The 24,889-nt window shown below is 57.0% G+C and carries 24 protein-coding genes; 11 read left to right on the top strand and 13 right to left on the bottom strand.

Going from position 1 to position 24,889, the window contains the following annotated elements; translation table 11 throughout:
- Positions 1-10 precede the first annotated feature (10 nt).
- The 5 genes from secG to AB1598_04670 form a co-directional block, all read right to left on the bottom strand.
- A complete protein-coding gene (gene secG, locus AB1598_04690; protein MEW6144300.1) occupies positions 11-457 on the bottom strand; it encodes a preprotein translocase subunit SecG in 447 nt (148 codons plus the stop codon).
- Positions 457-1,218, bottom strand: a complete 762-nt coding sequence (gene tpiA, locus AB1598_04685) for a triose-phosphate isomerase (GenBank protein MEW6144299.1) — start codon at positions 1,216-1,218, stop codon at positions 457-459. The genes secG and tpiA overlap by 1 nt, the downstream gene beginning before the upstream one ends.
- Positions 1,215-2,408, bottom strand: a complete 1,194-nt coding sequence (gene pgk / locus AB1598_04680) for a phosphoglycerate kinase (protein ID MEW6144298.1) — start codon at positions 2,406-2,408, stop codon at positions 1,215-1,217. The genes tpiA and pgk overlap by 4 nt, the downstream gene beginning before the upstream one ends.
- Entirely contained in the window at positions 2,405-3,559 is a 1,155-nt protein-coding gene (locus tag AB1598_04675) for a pyridoxal phosphate-dependent aminotransferase (GenBank protein MEW6144297.1), read from the bottom strand. The genes pgk and AB1598_04675 overlap by 4 nt, the downstream gene beginning before the upstream one ends.
- 261 nt (positions 3,560-3,820) lie before the next feature.
- On the bottom strand, positions 3,821-5,551 hold the full coding sequence (locus AB1598_04670; GenBank protein ID MEW6144296.1) for a hypothetical protein: 1,731 nt from the start codon (positions 5,549-5,551) through the stop codon (positions 3,821-3,823).
- 264 nt (positions 5,552-5,815) lie between these two features.
- Here AB1598_04670 and AB1598_04665 point away from each other — a divergent pair, with 264 nt between their 5' ends.
- Positions 5,816-6,253, top strand: coding sequence for a YbhB/YbcL family Raf kinase inhibitor-like protein (locus tag AB1598_04665; protein ID MEW6144295.1), 438 nt, complete (start codon positions 5,816-5,818; stop codon positions 6,251-6,253).
- A gap of 378 nt (positions 6,254-6,631) precedes the next feature.
- Here the strand turns inward: AB1598_04665 and def are convergent, their stop codons facing one another.
- From def to AB1598_04645, 4 genes are all read right to left on the bottom strand, one after another.
- The gene (gene def, locus AB1598_04660; GenBank protein MEW6144294.1) at positions 6,632-7,216 is read right to left on the bottom strand and encodes a peptide deformylase; all 585 of its coding nucleotides are present in this window, start codon (positions 7,214-7,216) and stop codon (positions 6,632-6,634) included.
- A gap of 128 nt (positions 7,217-7,344) precedes the next feature.
- Positions 7,345-7,629, bottom strand: a complete 285-nt coding sequence (locus tag AB1598_04655; protein ID MEW6144293.1) for an HU family DNA-binding protein — start codon at positions 7,627-7,629, stop codon at positions 7,345-7,347.
- Positions 7,630-7,824: 195 nt separating this feature from the next.
- On the bottom strand, positions 7,825-9,243 hold the full coding sequence (locus tag AB1598_04650) for a hypothetical protein (GenBank protein MEW6144292.1): 1,419 nt from the start codon (positions 9,241-9,243) through the stop codon (positions 7,825-7,827).
- A 408-nt stretch (positions 9,244-9,651) separates the two neighbouring features.
- Positions 9,652-10,521 (bottom strand): anti-sigma factor, encoded by an 870-nt coding sequence (locus tag AB1598_04645; protein MEW6144291.1) that lies wholly within the window; start codon positions 10,519-10,521, stop codon positions 9,652-9,654.
- Between the two features lie 281 nt (positions 10,522-10,802).
- Between AB1598_04645 and AB1598_04640 the strand changes: the two genes are divergently transcribed.
- A complete protein-coding gene (locus AB1598_04640) occupies positions 10,803-11,381 on the top strand; it encodes a sigma-70 family RNA polymerase sigma factor (GenBank protein MEW6144290.1) in 579 nt (192 codons plus the stop codon).
- 14 nt (positions 11,382-11,395) lie between these two features.
- On the opposite strand, the gene AB1598_04635 is transcribed toward AB1598_04640, so the two are convergent.
- A complete protein-coding gene (locus tag AB1598_04635; protein ID MEW6144289.1) occupies positions 11,396-11,746 on the bottom strand; it encodes a DUF3147 family protein in 351 nt (116 codons plus the stop codon).
- 143 nt (positions 11,747-11,889) lie between these two features.
- Here AB1598_04635 and AB1598_04630 point away from each other — a divergent pair, with 143 nt between their 5' ends.
- From AB1598_04630 to AB1598_04595, 8 genes are all read left to right on the top strand, one after another.
- Positions 11,890-12,855: a CorA family divalent cation transporter gene (locus AB1598_04630; protein MEW6144288.1), complete on the top strand. Its 966-nt coding sequence runs from the start codon at positions 11,890-11,892 to the stop codon at positions 12,853-12,855.
- Positions 12,856-13,444: 589 nt separating this feature from the next.
- A complete protein-coding gene (locus AB1598_04625) occupies positions 13,445-15,679 on the top strand; it encodes a tetratricopeptide repeat protein (GenBank protein ID MEW6144287.1) in 2,235 nt (744 codons plus the stop codon).
- A gap of 33 nt (positions 15,680-15,712) precedes the next feature.
- Positions 15,713-16,198 (top strand): signal peptidase II, encoded by a 486-nt coding sequence (gene lspA, locus AB1598_04620; GenBank protein MEW6144286.1) that lies wholly within the window; start codon positions 15,713-15,715, stop codon positions 16,196-16,198.
- A 2-nt stretch (positions 16,199-16,200) separates the two neighbouring features.
- A complete protein-coding gene (locus AB1598_04615; protein MEW6144285.1) occupies positions 16,201-16,815 on the top strand; it encodes a riboflavin synthase in 615 nt (204 codons plus the stop codon).
- A 7-nt stretch (positions 16,816-16,822) separates the two neighbouring features.
- Positions 16,823-17,347, top strand: coding sequence for a shikimate kinase (locus AB1598_04610; protein ID MEW6144284.1), 525 nt, complete (start codon positions 16,823-16,825; stop codon positions 17,345-17,347).
- 363 nt (positions 17,348-17,710) lie between these two features.
- The gene (locus AB1598_04605) at positions 17,711-18,397 is read left to right on the top strand and encodes a cyclase family protein (GenBank protein MEW6144283.1); all 687 of its coding nucleotides are present in this window, start codon (positions 17,711-17,713) and stop codon (positions 18,395-18,397) included.
- A gap of 301 nt (positions 18,398-18,698) precedes the next feature.
- A complete protein-coding gene (gene mgtE, locus AB1598_04600) occupies positions 18,699-20,012 on the top strand; it encodes a magnesium transporter (protein MEW6144282.1) in 1,314 nt (437 codons plus the stop codon).
- 10 nt (positions 20,013-20,022) lie between these two features.
- A complete protein-coding gene (locus AB1598_04595; protein ID MEW6144281.1) occupies positions 20,023-20,520 on the top strand; it encodes a RimK/LysX family protein in 498 nt (165 codons plus the stop codon).
- Between the two features lie 417 nt (positions 20,521-20,937).
- Here the strand turns inward: AB1598_04595 and AB1598_04590 are convergent, their stop codons facing one another.
- Positions 20,938-21,138: a hypothetical protein gene (locus AB1598_04590; GenBank protein ID MEW6144280.1), complete on the bottom strand. Its 201-nt coding sequence runs from the start codon at positions 21,136-21,138 to the stop codon at positions 20,938-20,940.
- 620 nt (positions 21,139-21,758) lie between these two features.
- On the opposite strand from AB1598_04590, the gene AB1598_04585 reads away from it, so the two are divergent.
- On the top strand, positions 21,759-22,463 hold the full coding sequence (locus tag AB1598_04585) for a hypothetical protein (GenBank protein ID MEW6144279.1): 705 nt from the start codon (positions 21,759-21,761) through the stop codon (positions 22,461-22,463).
- A gap of 27 nt (positions 22,464-22,490) precedes the next feature.
- On the opposite strand, the gene trxA is transcribed toward AB1598_04585, so the two are convergent.
- Together trxA and AB1598_04575 are read right to left on the bottom strand one after the other, a co-directional pair.
- Complete coding sequence (trxA, locus tag AB1598_04580; protein MEW6144278.1) at positions 22,491-22,820, bottom strand: thioredoxin; 330 nt, start codon at positions 22,818-22,820, stop codon at positions 22,491-22,493.
- Between the two features lie 406 nt (positions 22,821-23,226).
- Positions 23,227-24,771 (bottom strand): TolC family protein, encoded by a 1,545-nt coding sequence (locus tag AB1598_04575; GenBank protein ID MEW6144277.1) that lies wholly within the window; start codon positions 24,769-24,771, stop codon positions 23,227-23,229.
- Between the last annotated feature and the right edge of the window lie 118 nt (positions 24,772-24,889).

The following is a 24,889-nucleotide window of genomic DNA, read 5'->3' as shown; positions in this document are numbered from 1 at the left end:
GCTGGTGTAGTTAGTTCTTGTCCTGCGCCCCGTCGCCCGTATTCCCGCTCTCGTCCCCCGCAGTGTCTCCGGGCTGAGTGGCGGATTCGTTCGAGGCGGGGGTTTCAGGCGAAGCCGCCTCGTCCGCGGGCTCCGTTACGCTTGCAGGGGCTTCCTCCGCAGGCACCGTCTCCTCGACCGCGGCCCCGGGCACGTCGGTAACAACCGACTTGCCCCCCGTGCTCGCAGCGAAGTATCCCAGCGAAAGGGAAGTAAGCAGGAACAGTATCGCGAGTCCCCTCGTCACCTTGACCAGGAACGGGACTGCGCCGCTCGATCCGAATATGGACTCGCTCGTTCCTCCCCCGAATATCGACCCCAGGTCGCCGCTCTTTCCGGGCTGGAGCAGCACGACTATAATGAGCAGTATGCTCACTATTATATGAATTATCTTGACCGAAAATATTATAAGCTCCACTATTTCTCTCCTGCTGTCTCGACTATGCTTGCCATCGATTCCGCTTTGAGGCTCGCGCCTCCGACGAGAGCGCCGTCTATATCGGGCTCGGCAAGCAGGTCTCCTATATTTTCTTCGTTAACGCTCCCCCCGTAGATTATCCTCATACGGGAGGCCGGGTCCCCCAATATATTACCCGCTATTTCGCGGATTGCAGCCTGCACGATCTCCGCCTCGGCAGGGGTCGCGTGATGGCCGGTCCCTATGGCCCATACGGGCTCGTACGCGATTACGAGTCCGGACGGGTCGTCCAGACCGACCCCGGTGAGCGCCTTGACAACCTGCCCGTCGACCACCTTTACCGTCTGCCCCCGCTCTCTCTCCTCGAGCGTCTCGCCTACGCAGACGATCACCTTGAGGCCGGCCTTAAGCGATGCGCCTATCTTCATCCTCACCATTTCGTCCGTCTCGCGGAGTATGCGCCTCCTTTCGGAGTGGCCTATTATCACCCACGTGCAGCCGGCATCGGCAAGCATACCGGGCGAAACCTCGCCTGTAAACGCCCCCTTCTCCTCCCAGAATACGTTCTGGGCGGCGATCGTGATGCCCGTCCCCCGCAGCTCCTTCCCCACGGTTTCAAGGTCGGTAAACGGCGGGGCGAGTATTATGTCGACTTTCTCCGCCATTCCCTTCGTCCTTTCCACGACCCCGCGCGCGAGCCCGGCCGCTTCCCCCCTCAGCATGTTCATCTTCCAGTTGCCCGCTATGAGCCTCTTTCTCATCTTGCCCGCCTTTCGAGCGCCCGGATCGCGGGCAGCGTCCCGTTCATAATGAATTCGACCGACGCGTCCCCCCCGCGCGACAAAAAGCACTTTCCGGTCTCACACCCGCCGCCTTCGAGCGCGTCGATAGTGCTGTCCCCTACGGCCGCGCTCCAGGCTTCCGACTCCGAAAGCGCCTTCGCCACGGCCCGGGTTCCCTCGCCGAAACCGGCCCGCTCGCACATACCCAGGGGCCCGTTCCAGAGCACGGTCCGCGCCCTCGCTATATGCTTCGCGAATTGCCTGATCGTTTCCGGCCCTATATCTACAGCCATGGAATCTTTCGGGATACGGCCGCCCGAAATTATATAGGAATGGGAGTCGTTCTTCAAATCCCCTCTGACCGCTACGAAATCCTCCGGGATGACGAGTCTTATATTCCTCGACATGGAGGAGGAAATTAGCCTCTTGGCGCTGTAAATAGTCCCCTCGTCGATCTCGGAGCGCCCTATGTCCCTGCCGAGCGCACGGAGGAACGTGTGGGCGACAGCCCCCCCGATCAAAATAGTATCGACCCTGTCCATGAGGCTCTCGATGAGCCCGATCTTGCCCGGAGAGCAGCTCCCGCCTATGACGGCCGCGAAGGGGCGCTCCGGGTTCGTGATGCGGCCGAGGTTCTCCGTTTCTTCCTTGAACTTTAACCCTATGCACACTGTATCGAAGTAATCGGCGATAGAGAGGAGGGACGCCCTCTGCTGATGAGAGACGGAGAACGCCTCGTTCACGTAGACCTCCGCCACCTCAGAGAGCTTCTTCGCGAAGTCCGGGCTGTTCAGGAGCTCGCCCTTGTGGAACTCCAGGTTCTCAAGCAGCATGACGGAGCCCGGAAGCATCTCTCCCGATATTTTTCTTACAGCGTCCCCGATCGAATTCTCCGGGAAATATATCTCGCAGTCGAGGAGCTCGGACAACTTGCTCCCGAGAGGCTCGAGCGAGTGTCTGCGGCTCACCTTCCCCCCGGCACCGCTCATGTGGGAGGCTATTATCACCCTCGCTTTCTGCCCGGCCGCGTATCTTATCGTCGGCAGCGCGTGTGTTAATTTCCGCGTATCCGGTATTTCTCCGGAGCGCGTGACGGCCACGTCGAAATCGACCCTTATTAGGAGCTTTTTGTCCCTTATGTCTATTTCAGCGATCGACGGCAGAGTCATTGTGGGCCGCTTTTCCTTTCGTTCAGATACACCCCTAGCCTCCTCATCCCTTCCTCAATGTCCGCCAGAGAGGCCGCATACGAGAACCTGAGATAACCTTCTCCGCCCTGCCCGAAATCTATGCCGGGCGTAACCGCGACGCGCGCCTTCTCGAGGATGTCGAACGCGAGCGCGTGAGAGTCCGGGCTTATGCCGGACGCGTTCACGAAAACGTAGAAGGCGCCCAAGGGCTCCGCGCCGAGGACGAAACCGAGCTCTTTCAGACCCTCCAGCATCGCCCTCCGCCTCCTGTCGAATTCGCCGACCATGCCGAGCGCCTCCGCCTTCCCCTGTCTTATCGCGGCAATGCCCGCCCTCTGGACGAACGGGTTCGGGGATATGAAGAGGTTCTGCTGGAGCTTCTGCACGGGTCTTACGAGTTCTTCCGGTACGATGAGGTAGCCCAATCTCCAGCCGGGCATCGAGTAGAGCTTCGAGAAACCGTTCACGGCTATGGCGCTCTCCGCGAATTCGAGTATGGTCCTCGCCTCGGGGCCGTAAACGAGCCCGTGGTAGATCTCGTCCGAGATGACAGGCACGCCCAAAGAGGCTACATCGCTCATTACCCCGGGCGTAAGCACCGTCCCCGTCGGGTTTGCGGGCGAGTTGATGAGTATGGCTTTCGTCCGGGGGGTGACAGCCTTCCTTAACCTTCCGGCGTCGATCTGATACCCCTCTTCCTCGTATACCCTCACCGGCACAGGCACGCCGCCTGCTATCTTAATAAGCTGGGGGTAGCAGGCGTAGTGGGGGTCGGTGATTATCACTTCGTCCCCGGGGTCGAGGAGCGCGAGCATGGAAAGGAAGAGCGCGGGCGAGCTGCCGAGCGTGATTATGACGCGGCCGGGAGGGACCTTTACGCCGTAAGTATTTTCGTAATCCTCCGAAACGGCTTCCCTGAGTCCGCTTATGCCGAGGCTGTGAGTATACCTCGTGTCTCCTTCCCTTATCGCTTCGACCGCGGCGTCGCAAATAACGGAGGGGGTCGAGAAGTCGGGCATCCCGACCTCGAAGTGCACGACGCTCCCGCCCGAGGCCTCTATCTCCTTCGCCCTTTCGAGCACTTCCATTACGTAGAACGGGGAAATTTCTTCGGACAACCTCGACGGCATGGGGATTTATTCTATGTGCAAAGGGCGGGGTTGTCTAGGCGGCGCACAAGTGTGAATTATGACTACATACAGATCCTAAAGCCAACCTACCCTGTCATTGCGAGTGGAGCGAAGCGGAACGTGGCAATCTCATGAATAGAGCGGGATCGCCGCGGTCGCGATCCTGAAAGATCCCGAAATGATCCCGGATCGTGGTCCGGGACGTGGTTCAGGACATGGTTCAGGACAGGCGCTCCCTCGCGAAGACAAAAAAAAGAATATTCACTCCCCGGTCGCCGCGGGCTCGAACGTGGGCTGCGGCGACGGCTGCGGAACGTTGTCCGGGCAGAGCGTGACGACGTAATTTATGTCGTCCCCCTGACAGGTAAAGAGCGCGTTCGCGAGCCCCAGCACCTGGTCCCCGTCGTCGAACGACCAGGCGTACGCGCCCGCCTGTCCCCCGCCGGTATTATCCCCGCACGCTTCGTGCACGTTCTCTATGTATTCCGTCGTATTCCCACCGCCGTCGTAGGTCGGCCAAGCGGCCGTCCTTCCCATGACGGAATCGCACTGTCCGTAGGGGTCGCACATGGTCGCGGGGAATTCGCAGCACGGCGGGGTCGAGTTGCCGGTGGGCGGAATGTTCGTATTAGTTCCGCAGGTGGTAGATGATGTCATCGCGCAGCTGTTAGTGTTGTCGCCGAAGCTCGTCATGCAGACGCCCCACGCGTCCTGGTTCGTCCAGGGGGTTTCATTGTAACCGCCTACGCAGCCGAGCCTGTTCATCTCGTCAGTGGTCATCGAATCGAGGGGCGGAAGCCCTATAGAGGCCATGTTGAACGGCGAGAGGCAAGTCCCTATGTCTCCCGCGGGGGTCTCGACGAAGCCGCCTGTGTTCGGCTGTGTATCCGGCTGGAAAACGTAGGTGTCCCACGGGCACACGGGCAGCATCGTACACCCTGAGCCTGCGCTCCCGCAGCCGTTCTGACAGGGTGCGGTTTCGATCAGCACGTTGAAGCCGGCGACGAAAGAGACGTCGTAGTTATCGGCGCCGGTGCAGTTGGCGGGAATACCGCCGTCGAACGTGAACTCCGCGATGGAGACGGGCTTGGGCCCGTTGATCCCGCCGCAGTTCTCTACTCCGTATGTTCCGCCGCAGTTCCCCGTCTCGCACGTGAGGTTCGTCGAGGGGGCAGGTGACGGCAGCACCTGGCAGCCGGTGCGGGCTACGAGGATTCCCGAATCCCAGCAGTCGGGGATCGTCAGCTGCCTTACGCCGCCGAGCCCAGCCGGATCGTTGTCGCTGGGCGGTATCTCCCAGGTGGCGCCGCCGTCGGTATCCCAGGGCGGAGGCCCTACCCAGTTTGTATTGTTGGGAATAGTGGTGCCCTGGCCGCCCTCGGGGCCGCAGTTGCCTACCCCGGGAGAGCTGCCGGTACCCGCCTCGCAGAGGAGAGAGGTGAAGCCTATGCTTTGCGCGCCAATCCATACGGACTGTGAGCATTGATTAATAATGCTTATAGTGTGTGTCCCGGCCGGTCCGGGCGTTGGGCACGGCAGTGGGGTGGGAGTGGGAGTCGGCGCGGGCGTTGGAACAGGCGTTGGTGCGGGTGTAGGGACAGGCGTAGGCTCCGGTGTAGGAACGGGGGTCGGTACCGGAGTAGGCTCGGGCGTTGGCTCCGGTGTAGGAACGGGGGTCGGTACCGGAGTAGGCTGCGCTCCTATGACACACGCGGCACTTAGATCGTCGTTGCACTTAGTAAACGTGGTTATCTGTTCGACGGTCCCGCAGCCGGCCGGTGTGGTCAGCGTGCAGCAAGCCGCTAGGCCCAGCTGTTCGCATACTTCGCAGGCCGAATCAGAGCCCGTAAGGTCGCACGTCCTCAATTCCGGATCGTCGTCATCCCCGCCGGAGCTTTCACCGGACGTTTCGCACCCGCCGATATTTGCGAGACCGATCATTATGAAAAGAGCGTAAACGAGAAGAAACCGAACGCGAGTGTATTTGGTCATTTTATCCCCTTCTAAGCGCATGAATTTTAAGACCGTCTGGATTCTTATAGCTTGAACCTCAACTTTTACCTAAAAATACGGCCGTTAGGGATTTAGCACAATAGATAAAATATTAAATTCCGCAGAACGTGATATTGGCTGACTCGGCTGACGCCCGTGCCACTCCGGCCCCGGCAATAAGGAGGGATACGCATAACTGCTTGTCAAAGATATGTAAACCGTGAGATAATTTTAATTAGAGGAAAACATTTCAGGAGGCGGACTATGAAGATAACGAGCCCCGATTTCGAAGAGGGTGGGATGATGCCGAGGGAGACAACCTGCGAGGGCAGGGACGAGTCCCCTGAGCTTCACATATCGGGAGTCCCGGAGGGGACGAAATCGCTCGCGCTGATATGCGACGACCCTGACGCCCCGGGCGGCACGTTCGTACACTGGCTCGTGTGGAATATTCCTCCCGATACCAAAAAGATAGAGCGCGGGAAAGAGCCAAAGGGGATTCTTGGCGTAAACGGCTTCGGGGGGAGAGGATACCGAGGGCCCTCCCCTCCCTCGGGAACACACAGGTACTTCTTCAGGCTCTTTGCGCTGAGTGAAGCGCTCAGCCTCAGGGAGGGCTCGAAGAAGCAGGCGCTCAAGGAGGCGATGGACCCTTACATCATAGCCAAAGCGGAGCTGATGGGGAAATACAGGAGGGGGTAGGTTTTTCTGTCATTGTGAGGGAGCGGTCTGTCCCACTCAGTACGAACTTTCTTTTATAATTTCTCATTTCAAGCAGTGCGAGAAATCCGTCATTTGTGTTCCGTCTTTTACCGATACTACAGAATCGCGCCAGGCCTGTCCCGGGCTCGACCCGGGAACTAGCTCCTACAAAGATTAGCCTTGAACCCCGTAGGAGCGGCTTCCAGCCGCGATTGATTCGAATGAAAAGACTGGATTCCCGATCGGTCTCGGGAATTACAAAAACATTTGGATGACCAAAATAAGGTCTCGCGATGAAAGCAAAGGAACGCCGTATAGGAATATAATCAAATGGGGGGTGTAAGCTTACTGATTGAGTAAACCGAATTTAACGGGAAATCACAGCACCGCGTATCTCTTTTCCTCTTTCCCGAGCTCTTTCTCGATCTTGCGCTTTATGAGTTCGCGTTTGAGGCGGGAGAGCCTGTCGATGAAGAGCACTCCGTTCAGGTGGTCGATCTCGTGCTGGAATACGCGCGCGAGGAGGTCTTCGGCCTCGATCTCCACCATCTCCCCTTCCCTGTTGTAAGCCTCGATCCTGACCTTCTGCTTCCTCTTCACATCGCTCGTGAAACCGGGGATGCTGAGGCACGCCTCCTCCGCGATGATTTCGCCATCGGAGGAGATTATCTCGGGATTTATGAGCTCGATAAGTCCGGGCCCCTCGTACTCGGCCTTCCGCCCGTCTTCCGCATCCTCTTCCTCTTCCTCGTCCGTGTCCAGATACCTCGGGCTTATATCAATGACCACCACCCTTTTATCGACCCCTATCTGGGAAGCGGCGAGCCCGACCCCGCGCGCCTCGTACATGGTCTCAGCCATGTCGTCAAGCAGCCTCAGCACCTCGCCGTCGATCTCTTCGACAGGGGCGCATTTCTTTCTCAGAAACGGGTCAGGATATGTAAGTATTTTACGGAGCGCCATAAAAAAGAGGCTATCGCATACGACCGGATTGTCAATGTATCAGGTAAGCGCAGCCGCGGGTCACGGAACATACGTCCCGTCACGACTGGATAAATGTCAGGGCCTCCTGCTGCCGGGCCGGGTCCGCTCTACTCGTTCCCGCCGTTCAGCTTCGTTATAAGCTCTCTGCTCGGCCTGAAATGAGGGAGCTTCTTCGACGATACCATAACCTTGGCGCCGGTCCTGGGATTCCTGCCCTCGTAAGAACCGTAGCTCTTCGTGAAGAAGCTTCCGAAGCCCCTGATCTCGATCCTGCCGCCTCCTTCGAGCACTTCCGTCATATGCTCGATTATGGTATCGAGTATCTGCTCGGATTGCGAAGGTTGAAGGTTAAATTTATCGGCCAATTCCTTTTCTATATCTGAACGCTTCATGGTTAAGCTCCCAACCTTTTTAGTCCACCATTATTCCCGCCCTCTAACTCTTATCACGTCCGCCCCCGGCCTACACTTCCAATGTAGATAATTCTCAAGTGTTTGTCAAGTGTTAGATTGACCAGAATGAAAATATTTTCTGCGCCCGGCAAAGGACGGAATTACAGGCGCGGGAACGCCCGCCCTATGGACGAATCAAGCCTTTATCTTCTTTTTAGTCCCGCCCGCGGCCCTCGCCTCCCTGCCGCCCGGTTTTTCCCCCGCGCGCGGGCGCGCCTCGGGGTGGTCGCTCAGGAACTTCTGCAGGTGCATTTCCGAATAAGAGCCCTTGGGATAGTACTTGTCGTAGAACTCGACGTCTATGTTCATCGCCTGAAATACGAGCCTCATGTACATCGGGTCGACGAAAGCCGGGAACCGGCCGTACGTGTCGTAAATATAGTTCGCCACGTCTTTCACGATTTGTATAGTGTTCTCGGTCGGTTTGGGAGCCCGCATGAGATGCTTGTCAGGCTCGGCGTATGGGAAGGGCTTCTCCGGTTTCCACGCCGCTTCCTTGTGGTGATGAAACGCGTCAATGGCCTCGTCCATGTTCTTGTAATAAGGCGGACAATAGGACTCGAAGACCCCGTCCCTTCCTACCGGGACAGTGGCGGGCGGGTCTATGACTCCCTTCTTCGGCTGAATGAACCTGAAACCCAGCCCCTTGAAGAGATGCGGGGCGGCCCCCATGGCGAACCTCGGTATGAAACCGCTGAACGTCCAGCCGGCGAGTCCGAGCGCCTGGAGCGCGAGGCTCATGTTCTGGCATATGAACGCCTGCTCGACGTTGAGTCCGGTGAGTATCCTCACCTCGAGGTCGAATAGCGAGAGCTTTACCTCGCCCTTGAGCCTCCCCTTGTCTATCCACTTCTGCACCCCCGCGGGCTTGCCCGTGAGGTCGTCTATTATGCTGAACCCGTAGGTGTAGCTGCAGTAAAGGTGAAGCAGGTTGATGTATTCCTCGGTAACGTCCGTAACGGGGATGAATACCGAAGTCCCCGGCTTGTTGGTGTTCCACTGGTTGAATTCGAAGAGTCCGGGCATGCGGTCGGGGAGCTGCGCCCTCCCGTCCTCGAGCTTGACGAGGCTCTCCCTGTATAGCTCGAGAATCCGCTCCATCTTCTCCTCGCGGCTCATGCGGAAGAACATGTCGAGCTCGTTGTTTTTGGGGAGCATGTTCTTCACGTTCACGTGGTAGAGGCCCTTGTCGTTCGTAAAGAAAAGCTCTGTCCCGTGGTTGTTGCACGCGGACGGCCACGTGCGGCCCGTCCACTGGCAGAGGAGGTCGATTCCCGTCTCCGGCGGCAGGTCGGCGAGGCAGAGACCGGTGAGGCCGGTGCCGGCCCACACGAGGAGCGCCTCTTCCATCTCCTCGAGCGGGATCGGATCGTAGCGCGATTCGAACCCGAGCGTGGCGTCCTCGAGCTTCATGCCCAGGCCGAAGCGGCGGGAGCGCCTGTTGAATATGGAATCGAAAAGGGGGTAATTGAGCGCCCGCTCGTACCTTTCGCCGAGAACGAATTTACCGTTCCCTTTGCCGTTATTGCCCTTATTGTTGACGCCTTTAGCCATAACAGACCTCCCAGCAAAATATCAAAAATATCGAAAGAATCATCCCCCCCAACAAGAGAATTTAAAATAAGTCGGCGGAAAAAGCAAGGAACCGGGGGGACGCGCCGGGGCCGGACGTAAGGGCAAGCGCTCGTGGGGAGGGTGAAGTCGAGAAGTTCGAATCCACTGGGAGACGACTATGAGGACTATGTTCATGCAAAGAGCCAGCAGCCGCGTGAGCGGGGAGTCGAAGAACCGGAAATCTGATGAAAAACGAGAGATCGCCACGGTCGCGATCCTGAAACAATCCTGAAACGAGTTCAGGACATGGTTCAGGACAGGCGCTCCCTCGCGAAGACAGAAAAAGTAGTGTCGAGTCCGCCCTGATGACAGCCACGGAGCCGTGTAAGGGATCGGGTACGAGGCAGCTTATATCGACTGCCCCCTCAGGAGCTCTTTGCCTGTAGGCTTTCTCGCGCCGCCGTCGGGCTCGACGGTGACAATGAACTTCTCTATCCTTCCATATTTCTTCAGCGAGTCTATCAGAATTACGCTGTCCCCTTCCTCGTCCACGTCGAACACTCCGACGCTCTTGGGCACACCGCCCACCAAGACCCACCACTGGTAGGTCTTTCCCGGAGGCGCCTTGGGCAGGTCGAGGCAGTAAAGGAGCGCGTCGCTCTCTTCCGTATCCCAGAGCACCCTTCCCGCGGCGCGTATCCCGGGGTCAGACCTCTCCATCCTGATGAGCACTATCTCCTGGTCTTCCATAAACTCCGTTATTTCCTCCAGGCTCGCGAGCTTGGCTTCGAGCCCTCCCACCATGCCCTCCTTTTCCGCGAGCAGGTTCTTGAGCGATTTTATCTCCTCTTCCTGGCCCGAAACCTTTGCCCGGAGATCCCCGACGACCGCTTTCTCCTCGCGGAGTGTCCCCCGGAGCGATAGGTTGTTCACGAAAAGGAAAACGATTACAGCGGCGGCCAGAGCCCCGCCGAGGCCGAAGAAGAAGGGCCTGAGCCTTTCCGCAAGGCCGCCCTCGCGTGCTTCTCCCGCGGCCCTCCGCCTGCGTGCGCTCTTCCTCGCGTACTCCATTATCTCGCGCCTGACGCCGGGGCCGGGCGAGGCCGCACCCGCCGAATACGGCAGGAGAGACGTCACCCCCTCGTACTGCTTGAGCAGCTCGACCGCGCGGGGCGAGCCCTCCCCTATCAGGCGCTCCGCCTCCCTGAGCTCATCGCCCTCGAGCACGCCGAGCGCGTAAAGCGGGATCAATTCTTCGAGTCTTGGGTCTTCGGTCATAGCAGAATCGGTCGAGATGCCGGAATCCGGCAATTTGCCGCAAGAACACTATAAATTATTAAGCCGCACAAATAAATATACGCAGGCGGTCGAGTTTCGGTTTATCCGCCGTCTAAATATTATAACCGCATAAGACACGCAGGCGCCATTACCCGCGGGAGTCCCGGAGAGAGGAAAATTACATTGTAAAACCGGGGGCTGAAATATGTTATAGTGATGGGACCGGATCATACGAATCGGAATTATCCTTATTAAACCAACGACGGTGCGGACGGACGACGATGCCTGCGGCTGATAGTGCCGGAATATCCGAGATCGAGAGGGAGCTGAGGGAGCTCATAAACAAGATCTCGCGCGGCTGCGAATCGGCTCTCGGAAGGCTCTACGACAGGATGATATCCCAGGTCTACGGGCTCGCGCTCAAGATCCTCCGCAGCACTGCGGAGGCCGACGAGGTATCCGCCGACGTATTCAAGCAGATATGGGACAAGGCCCGCGACTATGCGCCAGACCGCGGCACGCCGTCCGCGTGGCTTATCACGCTCACGAGGAGCCGCGCGATAGACAAGCTGAGGTCGGAGAGTAAAAGGAAAAGCCTCCACGACCCGCTCCACGACGATTTACCCTCACAGGCGGACCCTCCGGATGAGACAACTGAAACGAGGGAGAAGCGCGCGCTCATCGAGAGGGCGCTCGCGGAGCTCACCCCCAAGCAGAGGGAGTCGATAGAGCTCGCCTATTTCCACGGGCTCACGCAGACGGAGATATCGGCCCGGATGAACGAGCCGCTCGGCACGGTGAAGAGCTGGATGCGCGCCGGGATGATGAGGCTGAGAGATATAATCGGGACCGGATACTGACGCGCCCGGCGCCCCTAGAGCGGGAGCCCGAGCTTCCTCCCGAGAGCGGCGTACGCGAGATAAAACGCTATCATAACCCCTGACGACGCCGCCATAGACACCCAGAAATTGAAACTATGCCTCAGCATCCAGGGCAGGATCAGGAAGAAGAGGAGGGTCGGAAGGACCAGCCAGAATATGCTTATGGACAGGTCGGCGATCCTCCCCGCGTCCTTCGTATCGGCATAGAGCCACAGCATAGCGAGGAGCGATGTGAGCGGAAGCGCAGCGAGCATGGCGGCGAACGCCGTATGCCTCTTCCCGATCTCCGATACGCCGACGATCACGGCAGCCGTTAACACAGTCTTAATAATGATATATAGCATCGCCCGCACCTTCCCTGTTCATGTAATTGATATTAAAATACTCCCAGTCCGTGAAGGTTAGAATAATCGGAACAGCCGGGTTTGGGAATACCGCGATCCGGCGAACACGCAGGATCGGGAACGCGAGGCATGGAGGCCGGGATTTGAGGATAACATCTTATATAATAGGCGAAGACCTGCACCTCGAGGAAGAAACGTCCGTCGCTACTTTTTCGGATAGGATCAGTGACGGCAGGCCCAGGTGGATCGACATAGTAAGCCCTCTCGACGATGAGCTGAGGACAATACTTTCGCCCCTCGTCCACGACGACTCCATAGTAGAGAATTTCATATTGATGGATCGCAACCTGCCCGTGGCGCATTCGGAAAAAGAGCTCTATTTCGAATTCCCCATCATAAGGGACATGGTCACGTTCGACCTCGAGAACATATCCTTCCTCTGCATGCCTCATCTCCTGATAACGATCCACGACAACGAGATCGAGTCGCTCAACAAGCTGTCACAGGACCTGTGCAAGCACCTCCATCTCCAGAGGGCCACGATAGCGTCGCTCCTGTTCAACCTCATGGCCGAGCTCGTGGAGAAGAACTACTTCCTCTACAGGGACCAGAGGGAGAAGATCACGAAGCTCAGCAACAAGGTGATAAAGGGACAGAACTCGATAGACGTCAGGACCATCCTCCATCTGAAGAAGAATATAGGACGCATAAACATAATGATCGAGGACCAGCTCTACTGCATCAACACCATACAGATTTACGAAGGGGTGGCTTTCGATATAGGCAAGCAGCGGAGGAACTTCAACAACCTCGAGGACGAAGTCCGCAACGGTTTCAGGTTCCTCAGCAGGTACGAGAACAGGCTCGAGGACATACACAAGCACTACGAGCTGATGCTCCAGGAAAAGACCAACAACAGGCTCAAGGTGCTGACCATCGTGGCTGCGATATTCCTGCCCCTTAACCTCGTAGCCGGAATTTACGGAATGAACTTCGAGTATATACCCACCCTCGATTGGGCGTTCGGATATCACACCGCAATAGCGCTCATGATAATAGTCGCCGTGGCGATGGTCTATTACTTCTACCGCCACGGCTGGTTCAAGTGAGGAGGCTGCAATGTGTACTCATAATTGATTCTTCCGTACCTCTTCTGTTTAAACCTGCAGCAAAGCTAAACCGTTCATACTTCGACCCTTCGACTTCGCTCAGGACAGGCGCGCAGTTCAGATTTAACTCCATTATTTGGCCAATACTGAGAAGTGACAGAGGGATCATATACGAGCGCAGGTTCTGCGCCTCAGTACGAACGGTTTTTTAATGATTTGTCATTTCGAGGCAAAGCCGAGAAATCCGTTTTCTGTTGTAAATTTAGATTTCTCACTTCGCTCAAGATGACAAAAAATCCTCCCTACCCCTCCTTTTTCCAAAGGAGGGAATGAAAGAAAAGATGAGATTGCCGTAGCTCCTTCGCTCAAGGCTTACAGCCAGTGAAAACCCGTTCATACTTCGACACGCTCAGCACGAACGGGTTTTAGATTCCCGATTAAAACATTCGGGAATGACGGAAAAGAGTAATGTTTCCCCCGCATTCGAATCAGCCCATCCGGAACATTAATACCCCCCATCCATTGAACGTGGTGTAAAATATAGTCAGCCAGGATAAGAATTCTTTAAAGAGAGCCTCAAGGGAGCAAAATGAATTTCGAGCGGATGTTCTTCTCCACGACGGTGCTTATCCCCCTCGCTCTCGCCGTGGTCATATCCGTTGCGCTCCTGTTCTTTCCCCTCGTGGGCGCGCTCGGCTTCGAGTACGCGGCGGTCACGGGCTTCCTGCTCTCGTTCATAGCCGTATTCATATCGGCGGAGCTTATAACGGGCGACAACAGATCCCACTCGGCGGGGAAGCGCATCTCTGACAGGGTATCGTCCATTCTCCTCGTTAACTTCCTCATCCTCGCGGTCGTCTACCTGATAGGCCTCCTGGGCTCGGTCTTCAAGGGGGACTGCTTCATAAAGGAAGGGACAGTGTTCTTCCTCCTCATCACTGTCGTGAGCGTTTTCTTCTCGTCCGCGCTCGGGCTGCTCTCGGGCTTCGTTCTGAGAAGGAGGGGGTTCATCGCGGGGGCGCTCTCTCTCGTCTGCATATTCGCATACGCCCTCCTCGAGCTCTACAACGAGCCATCGCTCTTCGTCTACAATCCGCTCTTCGGGTTCTTCCCCGGCCCCATATACGACGAAGCGATACCGGTCACGGACACTCTCATTGCGTACAGGCTTATCACCGTCCTCTGGGGGCTCCTCTTCCTCATACTGCTCTATATCGCGAACGGGTTCAGCTACAGGCGCGTGGGCGCGTGGGACATGCTTAAGCTCGTCGCAGTCGGCGTCACCCTCGTCACGGCTTACTCGTACGAGCACGAGCTCGGGATAAGCTACGACAGGGAATACATAACGGGGGAAATCCTCCCGGCGTCCTACGAGACGGACGACTTCATCATTTACTACGACCCCGCGTCAAAAGCGGCGAGGCGCATAGACCTCATCGCGGGCGACCACGAATGGAGGTACAGGGAGCTCAGCGAATTCCTCGAACTCGACACCCGGGAGAAGATACGCTCCTACGTCTATCCCGATGCGGAGACGCGGAAAAGGGTCGTCGGAGCGGGCGACACCACTATAGCGAACCCTATACACAAGGAGATTCATCTGGTCTATGACGCGTTCCCCGACCCGATACTCAAGCACGAGCTCACTCACGTGATGGCCGGGGATTTCGGTACCGAGTATCTCCGCATGAGCCCCAAGGTCGGTCTCCTCGAAGGGCTCGCCGTGGCGGCCGACTGGAGCGGGGACGGCTACGACCCCCACCAGTGGTCGAAGGCGATAACGGAGAACGGCATGGCCCCCGATATAGAGGACATAACGGGGTTCGGGTTCTGGTACGCGCCACCCGCGATCGCCTACACGCTAATGGGCTCTTTTTCGAGATATCTCATAGACACGTACGGCATGGACAAGTTCAAGACCGTTTACAGGACGGGGAATTTTTCCGTCTACGGCAAGACACTCACCGAGCTCGAGACCGAGTGGAAGAATTTCCTTAAGGGCGTGCCCGCGTCAGCGGAAATAAACAAGCTCGCGAAGGCCAGGTTCGGAGCGCCCGGCATCTTCACCGCCTCGTGCCCGAGGAGGGTGGCCGAGCTCAAGGCGGAGGGGTTCGAATATTACGGGAGCGACAATTTCGGAAAGGCGCGGGAATCCTTCGCGGAGGCTTTACAGTACGACGGGAGCGACCCGGTCCTTCTCAACGGGCTTGCGTACTCGTGCTACTACGAGGGCGACTACGACGAGGCCGGTAGAATTGCCGGGGAGACGGACGGCCTCACCCAGGTGGACAGGGCGGCCCTCGAGAACCTGAGAGCGAACGCCCTCTGGCAGAAGGGCGATACGCAGGCGGCAGGCCGTATATTCAGCTCTCTCCGCGCGGGCCCGCTGCCCGACGACCTCAAGCGCGAGATAGACATAAAGCTCACCGCCATAGATGCGGGCGGCACTCCCGGGGAAAGCGTGAGGGATTTCTTCTCGACGAGGGACAGGACGCTGCAGTCGGTCTCGCTCTCGGAGTCGATACTGAATTCCCCCGACTACGCGCCGTCCTACTATCTCCTCGGCAGACTCCTCTATAATACGGGGGAGTACGAGAGGGCGGTGCCTTACCTCTCCATGGCCGAATACCTGGGCCTTCCGACAGAAGAGCTCACGAGGGAGAACCTCCGCCTGCTCGGCATATCCCTCTTCGCGACGGGCAGGTACGATGAATCGGACATGATATGGAGCCGCGTCGCGTCGGGCGGGGACAATGAATCGAGGGCGTACGCTCTCGATTTCCTGAAAAGGTCCGCATGGGGCAGGAAAAACCTGTTGAAGTAATCTTTTAATCCTATATAATCTTAGCTTCCTAAAATGGAGAGATACAGGACAGCCGCTATCATCACAGCGATAGTAGTCGTTATCGACCAGGTCTCGAAGTGGCTCGTGGTCGAGAGAGTGCCGCTTTACGGGAAGATAAACCTCCTCCCGTTCCTCGACGTCACCCACATCAGGAACCCCGGGGCGGCGTTCGGCATATTCCGGGAATTGCCGGAGTCTCTCAGGCTCCCGTTATTCATAGTGGTGCTCATCGCGGCCGTAGTCGTTATAGTGTACTTCCTCTCCAAGACCGGGAAGAACGACAGGCTCCTCGTCTACTCCCTCTCCCTGATACTGGGCGGGGCGATAGGCAATTCCATAGACAGGTTCAGGCTCCGCTATGTAACGGACTTCATCGACTTCCACTGGTTCGGGAACCCGGCGCTCCACTGGCCGCCTTTCAACCTCTCGGACTCGGCCATAACCATAGGCGTTATACTAATACTGTTCGACACGTTCATACTTAAACGGGGCAGGTAGTCATGTTCACGGGGATAGTAGAGGACATAGGGACAGTCGCCGGTATCAAGCGCCGCGCGAAGGAATCGTCCATTACGTTCCGGGTGAAGAAGATAGGCGCCGGGGAGATCGCCAAGGGCGAGAGCATATCCGTGAACGGCGCGTGCCTCACGGTGACCTCGGTCGAAGGGGATACGTTCACGGTCGACGCGTCGCGCGAGACGCTTTCGAGGACGAGCCTCGGGAAGCTCAGGGCAGGGAGCCCGGTCAACCTCGAGCGCTCGCTCAGGGCCGGGGACAGGATGGGCGGGCACATCGTGAGCGGGCACGTGGACGGCGTAGGGAAGGTCAAATCGAAAAAGAAGCGGGGGTCGTCCGTGGAGTTCAGGTTCGCGGCCGCAGGCCACGTCATGAAATATATCGTCGAGAAGGGCTCGGTCGCCATAGACGGCGTGAGCCTCACGGTAAATACCGTCGAGAGCGGCGAATTCACGGTGAACATTATCCCCTACACGCTCGCGGAAACGACGTTCGGCTCGCTCAGGGCAGGGAGCCCCGTAAACATAGAGTGCGATATAATCGGAAAGTACGTGGAAAAGTTCATGACCGCCAAAAGAGACGAGTACACGGTCTATTGATCCCGAGATGAGCCCCGAACGGAAAAAACCGAAAAACATATTCCTCGTGGGCTTCATGGGGGCGGGCAAGTCCACCGTCGGCAGGGTGCTCGCGCGGAGGCTCGGGTGGAGGTACTGCGACGCCGACAAGGTGATAGAGACGAAGGCCGGGAAGACGGTCTCCGAAATCTTTTCGGGCCCGGGCGAGGAACATTTCAGGCAGGCCGAATCGGAGACGCTCCTGTCGCTCGCAGGGAAGGAAAGGCAGGTCGTAGCCACGGGCGGCGGGGCTGTAATGAGGGAGGAGAACATGCTGGCGATGAAAAGGGGCGGCGTCACCGTCTACCTTAAAGCGCCGATGAGCGTCATCTGGGAGAGGATAAAGCACAGCAGGACGCGCCCGCTGCTCAACGTCGAGAACCCGCTCGAAGCCGCGACAGGTCTCCTCGCAAAGCGCATCCCTTTTTATGAAGCGGCGGATATAACCGTGGACACTGAGGGCCTCACGCCGGAAGAGGCGGCTGAGGAAATAATGAAGAGGCTCGGGGTTTGAGAGGGGGGACATACTGTCATTGCGAGCGTACGCGAGAAATCTATTTGTTGTCACCCTGAATCAAGTTCAGGGCAGGCTCGTTTCAGGGTCTCATCATTATCTCTTGTTCCTGAAATAATAAAATCAAAGACGAGATGCTGAAACAAGTTCAGCATGACAATACTATTAGATTCCCGCTTTTAGAATTTATTTCATCGGCTCAGTAAAGACATGTAACTGTCCTACGTCTAAGCCTGGGCGTCCAATTGCTCACTCGTTCGCAATTGTTGCGGGAATGACAAATAAAAGAAAGTTCGCTCCTCGCGATGACAGCATTGTGCGCCGTTTGTCCTTCACGCAAATATCGATTAAGATAATCTCGCCATGCAGACGCGCTCCCCAAGACAGTCAGGCGGTAAAAAGAACTACACCCTCGGCTCGGAGGACTGGATAGACATAACCGTGCCTCTATCGGACGGCATGGTGCACTGGCCGGGCGACCCTCCGGTCAAGGTGTTCCGCGTCCGCGACATGGGGAAGGGGGACGACTTCAACATGACCGCGCTCTCTATGTCCGTCCATACGGCGACGCATCTCGACGCCCCTTCTCATTTCACGAAGCTCAAGACAGGGATCGACAAGATGCCGCTCTCGGCCGTCGTAGGCAGGGCGCGCGTGATAGAGATAGAGGACAGGGAGCTGATAAAGCCCGAAGAGCTCCGCCCGCACCGCATAAAGAAGGGCGAGCGCATACTGTTCAAGACGCGGAATTCAAGGCGGAGGTGGGACAAAAAGCCCTTCGCCGAAAATTTCGTCCACCTCTCGACGGACGCCGCGAAGTATCTCGTCGAGCGGCAGGTGCAGACGATCGGCGTCGATTACCTCTCCATAGGCGGATACGAGGGGAACGTCACAGAGGTGCATCACATAATACTGAACGCGCGCATATGGGTCATAGAGGGCCTCGACCTCTCGCAGGTGGAGCCCGGGGACTACGAGCTCATATGCCTCCCTATAAAGATAGAGGACTGCGAGGGCGCCCCCGCCCGCGCATTGCTGCGGCCGGTTTGAAGAATCGAGTATCGTAGGAGCGGCTCCCAGCCGCGATTCATTATCCGTCATTTGAACATATGTGAGAAATCCATTTGTTGTCACCCTGAACTCGTTTCAGGGTCTCATCCTTAATTCTTTGTCTTCTTTAAAGACGAGATGCTGAAACAAGTTCAGCATGACAATAAAACGAGATCGCCACGGCCAAAATACGGCCTCGCAATGAAAGAAAAAAAGCCGACCCCCGGTACCACATCCCACGTTCATTATGTATTCTTGTATATCCCGGCATCAAGGCCGGTTCAATATCCGGAGGTCCAAAATGTTCCAAGGCTCGCCGCTCGAATACTACATAAAGAAATTCTCCGAATACGACCCCGTCATATCGGCGCACGTGATTGAGACGATGGACGTGGAGGAGAGCGCGGAGGTGTTCAAGTCCCTGCCGCCGCACGTATCGAAGACGATATTCGAAAACCTCCAGAACGAGTACGCGGCCATGCTCCTCGGCCGTCTTCCCGACGATATGGCGGGTGAGATCATACGGAGCATGGAGCCGCTCAAGGTGTCGCTCATAGTGAGCGTCTGCCCCATGGCGCTCAAGGACAAGATAGCGAATAACCTTACCGAAAAGCAGAAGCGCGAGATAGGGGAGCTGCTGGAATACCCGAGGGACAGCGTGGGCTACATGATGAGCCCCATATTCCTCGCGTTAAGGGACGACCTCCGCATATCAGACGCCGTGGCGAAGATAAAGCAGATGGCCGGGCAGGAGAACATGCCGCTCTCATACGTCTACGTGGTCGACGCGGACTTCAAGTTGGCAGGTGTGCTCAGCATGAGGGACCTGCTCATAAGGGACCCTCACATGAAGCTCTCTGACGTTATGATAAAGAACGTGTTTTACTTAAACGCCTTCATGGACGTGGAAGACGCGGCCAGCATCGTATCGAAGCAGAAGTTCTTCGCCGTCCCTGTAGTCGACAACAACCAGAAGTTGGTAGGCATCGTTAACACGAGCCAGCTCCTTAGCGACATGCAGGAGGAATACTCGGCCGACATACAGACGATATTCGGCGTCCACAGCGACGAGAGGCCTTTCTCGGATACCGTCTTCTCGCTCAAAAAGAGGCTCCCGTGGCTCAACATAAACCTCGCCACGGCGTTCCTCGCGGGCGCGGTCGTCGCCCTTTTCGACAGCACTATAGCGAAGGTCACGGTGCTCGCGGTATTCATCCCCATAGTGGCTAGCCAGGGAGGGAACGGCGGCGCGCAGTCCTTAGCCGTCGTCATGAGGGGGCTCGTCATGCGCGAGATATCGAAAAGCGATTTCCCGAAGCTCCTCTGGAAGGAGCTCAAGCTGGGCCTCATAAACGGCGTAATCACGGGGCTCATCACGGCGGTTATCGCGTACATATGGCTCGGAGACGCGACGCTCGGTTATGTGGTCGGGCTCGCGATGATAATAAGCCTGCTCATAGCGGGCCTCTCGGGAGCCGTCATTCCCATAGGGCTCAAGGCCCTGGGCCTCGACCCCGCGCAGTCCTCCATGATAATACTCACGACCGTGACCGACATACTGGGGCTTGCGGCGCTGCTGGGTTTGGCTACAATCTTCTTCGGCGTAACTCTGTAAGAGGGACCGGATGGCAAAGGGAAGAGTCAAGCTGCTCATCGGAAGGAAGGAAAAGGTCGATTTCCCCAAGCTCAGGCTCTACGGGATCGACGCCAAGGTGGACACGGGGGCGTACACCTCGGCCATTCACTGCGACAGTATAAGGGCAGTGAGGAAGGGCGGCGCGAGGTTCGTGAGGTTCAGGCTGCTCGACCCCTCGCACCCCGCATACGACGGGAGGGAGATAAGGAAGCCGCTCCTCGGGAGAAAGAAGGTCAAGAGCTCCTTCGGCCAGACGGAGTACAGGTACATTATAAAAACACTCGTAGAGATCTTCGGAAGGACGCACGAGATAGAGCTCTCTCTCTGCGACAGGTCCGGGATGGAGCACCCGATACTGCTCGGGAGGAAATTCATTCAGGACAAGTTCGTGGTCGACGTCTCCAGGTTCGACCTGTCCCGGAAGAAGAAGGCCATAGAGGTCAGGGGGAACGGGACGGCGCGGCGGCGGGGAAAGACGGGCGTTTAGGGATTCCCGCGGAGTGAGGAAGTATAACCCGTTCGTCCTGAGCGTGTCTAAGAACATCAATGTTTTTTCCCCCTTTGAAAAAGGGGGATTCAGGGGGATTTAAAATAAGAAAAATCCTCCCTAACCTATTTGAACTTTGCCAATGTCTAACCAAAGTTAATTTACTTCTCTGCCTTTGTTGTATGGTGTCCGGTTCTTACGCTCGCTCAGAACCGTTCTTTTCCAAAGGAGGGAATTAACTACATCCTTCGATAGGCTTCCGTCTTCGCCAAGGCTACGCCGGATCACCCTACGGCTCATCCCCCTACGGCTCATATCCTTCGGGCGACGTGCAGCAAGCAGGACGAACGGCTTGGGCTTCGATGCGGGTTTAGCAGAAGAGTTCCAGGAGAATCGTACACGAGCGCAGGTTCTGCGTTAGCCGATCACGTCCACGGCCTGCTTCATGAGCGCTTCGGGGAACCTAGCGACCCTGCCGTCGACGAACTGGACTCGGTAGGATTTCCCGTGCGGCAGGTCGAACTCCTCGACTATCTTCCCCTTTAGCCCCTGCTCGAACCTGTCCTTTTTACCCTCTATCGGCTGATTAAGCATCACCTGCAGCCCTTTCCTGAACATCCCGCACCTCCGGCTTATAAAAATAATCGAATGAGAATATATAAAATCGGCGTAGGATTTGCAAATCCACGATATATCATTGCGAGTCCTTCCCGGCTACGGCTCGGCCTACGCCGAGACGAGCGACTTCGCTCAGGACAGGCTCAGCGCGGCAATCTCATGAAAAAGATGAGATGCTGAATATTTTGATTTTTCAAGGACTGACTGTGGAACAGGTGCATTGTTGCATTCAGCCTACGGCGTCCGGTTCTTGCTAATTTGGCTTCTGATTCAATAGTGCGGAGAGCAAATAAGGCTTGTGCACTCAACCGTTAGCGACCAGTTCTTCGCCTGCTCAGAACCGTTGTTCAGAACCGTAGTTCAGCATGACGGAAAAAGCGAGATCGCCACGGCTTCTTCGCACAAGGCTTCGAGCCTCGCGATGACAGAATAAAAAGTGAGATTCCATACACCGGGAATCCCAAATCCCGTTCAATCCTTCGACAAGCTCAGGACGAACGGGATTTTACAAGTCACCTGAGCCAGTTTCAGTACCAGCAGAGGGAATGAAATGCAAAATCCGATCGTCCTTTACATCGATTCCCCAATCGATATATAATGTGATGGCGGAGGTGACGCCGATGGCAGAGTTCCTCGATAAGCTCAAGGTCAGGATAGACAAGGGTCTTGAGACGGTCAACGTAAAATCCAAGGAAATAATCGAGAAGCAGAAGATAAGGCTCCACCTGTCGGAGCTCGGGGCCGAGAGGAAGATGGTGCTCCAGGACCTGGGCAAGCTCGCGTACGGCCAGTATCAGCTCACGGGGGGCGCGCCCGATCTCACGGGAGGGCAGGCCGCGGGCGGGGCGGTTTCGCCGGGCCTAGACAAGTGGGAAGAGTCCGTCCTCGACGTCCTCGGCAGGATTTCCGCGGGGGAGCTCAAGCGGATACTTTTCGAGGATACACCGAAGCAGTTCAAAGTAACCGCCAAGACGCTTTACGAAGAGGTCGAGAAGCTCATCCCCGCCTCCGAGAAAAAGGGGCAGAACCTCCAGTGGCTGGGGCGCGTTCTCGGCAAATTCAGGCTCGCAGCGAAGAAGGTGTCCAAGAGGATAGACGGCGAGCGGGAGACCGTATACGTGTTCGATAAAGAGAAAACCCGCGCGGCGCTTGAAAGCGTGAAGAAGGCCGGGGAGAGCGGCGTGAGATCCGCAAAACCCGGAAAAGACGCAGGCGGCGCACCCGGGACTCAGTCCATGCTCGCCGTTTGCGGCAAGATCTCTGAGATAGATTCGAAGATTGAAAAGCTTAAGAAACAGATGAAGAAAATCGGTGAAAAGGACTGACGTATAACCCTTTTTTATCTGACTTCATCAGAGGGCTTTTCCGACCGCCCTCTCTATTTCCCCTTTAGGCACGGCGCCTATTATCTGCTCGACGGCCATCCCGCCTTTGAAGACGATGAGCGTCGGGATGCTCCGGATCCCGAACTTCATTGTGGTCTGCGGGCTCTCGTCGACGTTGAGCTTGCCGACTTTGAGCTTCCCCTGATATGAAGACGAAATCTCCTCGACGGCGGGGGCTATCGCCCGGCAGGGGCCGCACCAGGGCGCCCAGAAATCGACCAGCACCGGCACGTCGCTCCTCAGAACCTCGGCGTCGAAGTTAGAGTCGCTCAATTCGATTATTCCGTTGGCAGCCATAAAAGAAATCTCCTTTCGTATAAGCTGAATCATAGTATATCAGAAAACTCCGCCGTGTCACATCCGGCAGCGGCGGGCGCGATGCGTCTCTTCAAGATTGCCATGTGCCTGTCGAAGGATGTGGTTTTTATTCCCTCCTTTGGAAAAGAACGGTTCTGAGCGAGCGTAAGAACCGGTCGCTTCCGGCTGATTGCAAGTATGCTCATTCATTAATGCAAAAGTGACACACAAACCAAATCACGCTGTACGCGACCGTGGCGATCTCGCTTTTTCAAGAGATTGCCGCGGCTCCTTCGCGCAAGGCTTCGGAGCCTCGCAAAGACACCCTTCGAGTGGCAGGGCGAATGGGTATGGTTGAGCAGAGTCGGTGAATAGGACCGTATGCCCGCGGGTGCTCACCCGCCCGTTATTTGCTTCCGGGCTTGTCGGGAGCCGGGCCGTAGTTCTCTATGCGGACGTTATTTTTCTCGAGTATGGTGCCGGTCGCGTATTCGAGCTCGGCGAGGGCGATGTTATAGCTCGTTATCGCGGTGATCTCCCTCGTGCCCGCGTCTATCAGGTCCCTCTGCGCCTCGAGCACGTCTCGCGTCGTGCCTATACCCACGTTCAGCCTCTCCTGCTCGTTGCTCACAACCTCCTCGGCGAGCTTTACGGACACCCTCGCGGCGTCGATCGCACGGAGGCTGTTCTCTATCAGCCTAATCGCGCTCTTAACGTCGAGCGCGACGTCGTCCTTCGTCCTGCTGAGCACTATCGCGCTCCTGTCGAGCTCCGCGGTGGCCTTTATGTAATTTCCCCTCGCCGTCCTGTTGAAGAGCGGGAAGCTGAATATGCCCAGCACCTGCCATGTGGCGAAGTCCGCGCCCCAGAGCTGTCTGAACGCGTCGCCCGGGCTGTCGAACTGGGGCGGTATGGGCTCGGGCTCCTCGTCGAAGCTGAGCCTGTCCGGGTTCTCGTCGCCGCCCAGGCCCTGGAGCTGGAGGCTCCCTTCCACGGCGAGCCTCGGGAGCCTCTGGTTCGAGTAATAGTTCTTGAGCGTCTTCTTGTTCTCTATGTCGAGCTCCACCTGCTCCATCTCCGGCCGGCGCTCGTACGCCTGGGCGAGCGAGTCCTCCTCGCTGAAGGTGTAGACCTCCGTAGTGGGCTCGTCGACGGCCGCTATCTCCTGGGAAAGGTCCATCGCGAGTATGTTTTTCAGGTCGTCGTGCGCGGCCTGGAGGTCGTTCTCGGCCCGGATCACGCTCACCTCCCTCGCGGCGACTTCGGACTCGGCCTGCGTCACCGAGACCGGAGGCAGCACGCCCACGTCCACCTGGATCTGGTTCCTCTCCTTGAGGTCTATGGCGAGCTCGAGCGCGGTGCGTTCGAGATCGAGGTTCTTCCTCGCGGCGACTACGAGCCAGTAGCGCCTTTCCACTTCGAGGAGCACCTCGGATATCCTCTTCTCGAGCTCCTTCTCCGATATCTCGCTCGTCCTCGTGGCGGTGATTATGAACGTCCTGTTCACGTCGACGCCGAAATTCCTCAAGAGCTCCTGCCCCAGGCTGAAGCTCACGTTGTTGAACCAGCTCGGGCTCAGGTCCTCGAGAGGGCTGTTAGTCTCTGTCCACGTCGTCGAGAAATTAATCAGGTTATAAAACGTGCCGGTCGGGAGCAATCCTTCGACGCCCGCCTCGGCGTTGAATTGCTTCTGCGAGATCGTGCCCGACGGCACGAAGGTGTTGAGCGTGGGTTCATCCCCGTCGTTATAGAAGGACAGCATGTTGAGGAAGGGGTCGAACACGCCCTCCTGGGTCTTGATCTCGCCCTGAGAGACCTCGACGTTCTTCTCCTCTATCTGTATGTCCCTGTTGTTCTCGAGCGCTATCTTTACGGCGTCGTTCAGAGTAAGGTCGAGAACGCCCCCCGTGCCGGTCACCGAGATCAAAATCAAGAGAAGCGTTTTGGTCATCGTTATCTCCTCTAAAGGCGCGCGCTATCGGGTGCGGGCAATACTCGACATCGGCAACAATATATAATTGAAAAAATCAGGATTTCAATCGGTCTTTTACTCGTTCAACCGGATTTCT

The sequence above is a fragment of the Thermodesulfobacteriota bacterium genome, assembly GCA_040754335.1.
GTDB lineage: Bacteria > Desulfobacterota_D > UBA1144 > Nemesobacterales > UBA2774 > 2-12-FULL-53-21.
The sequence above is the reverse complement of the archived record's forward strand: the minus strand, read 5'-3'. Positions and strand labels throughout refer to the sequence as shown.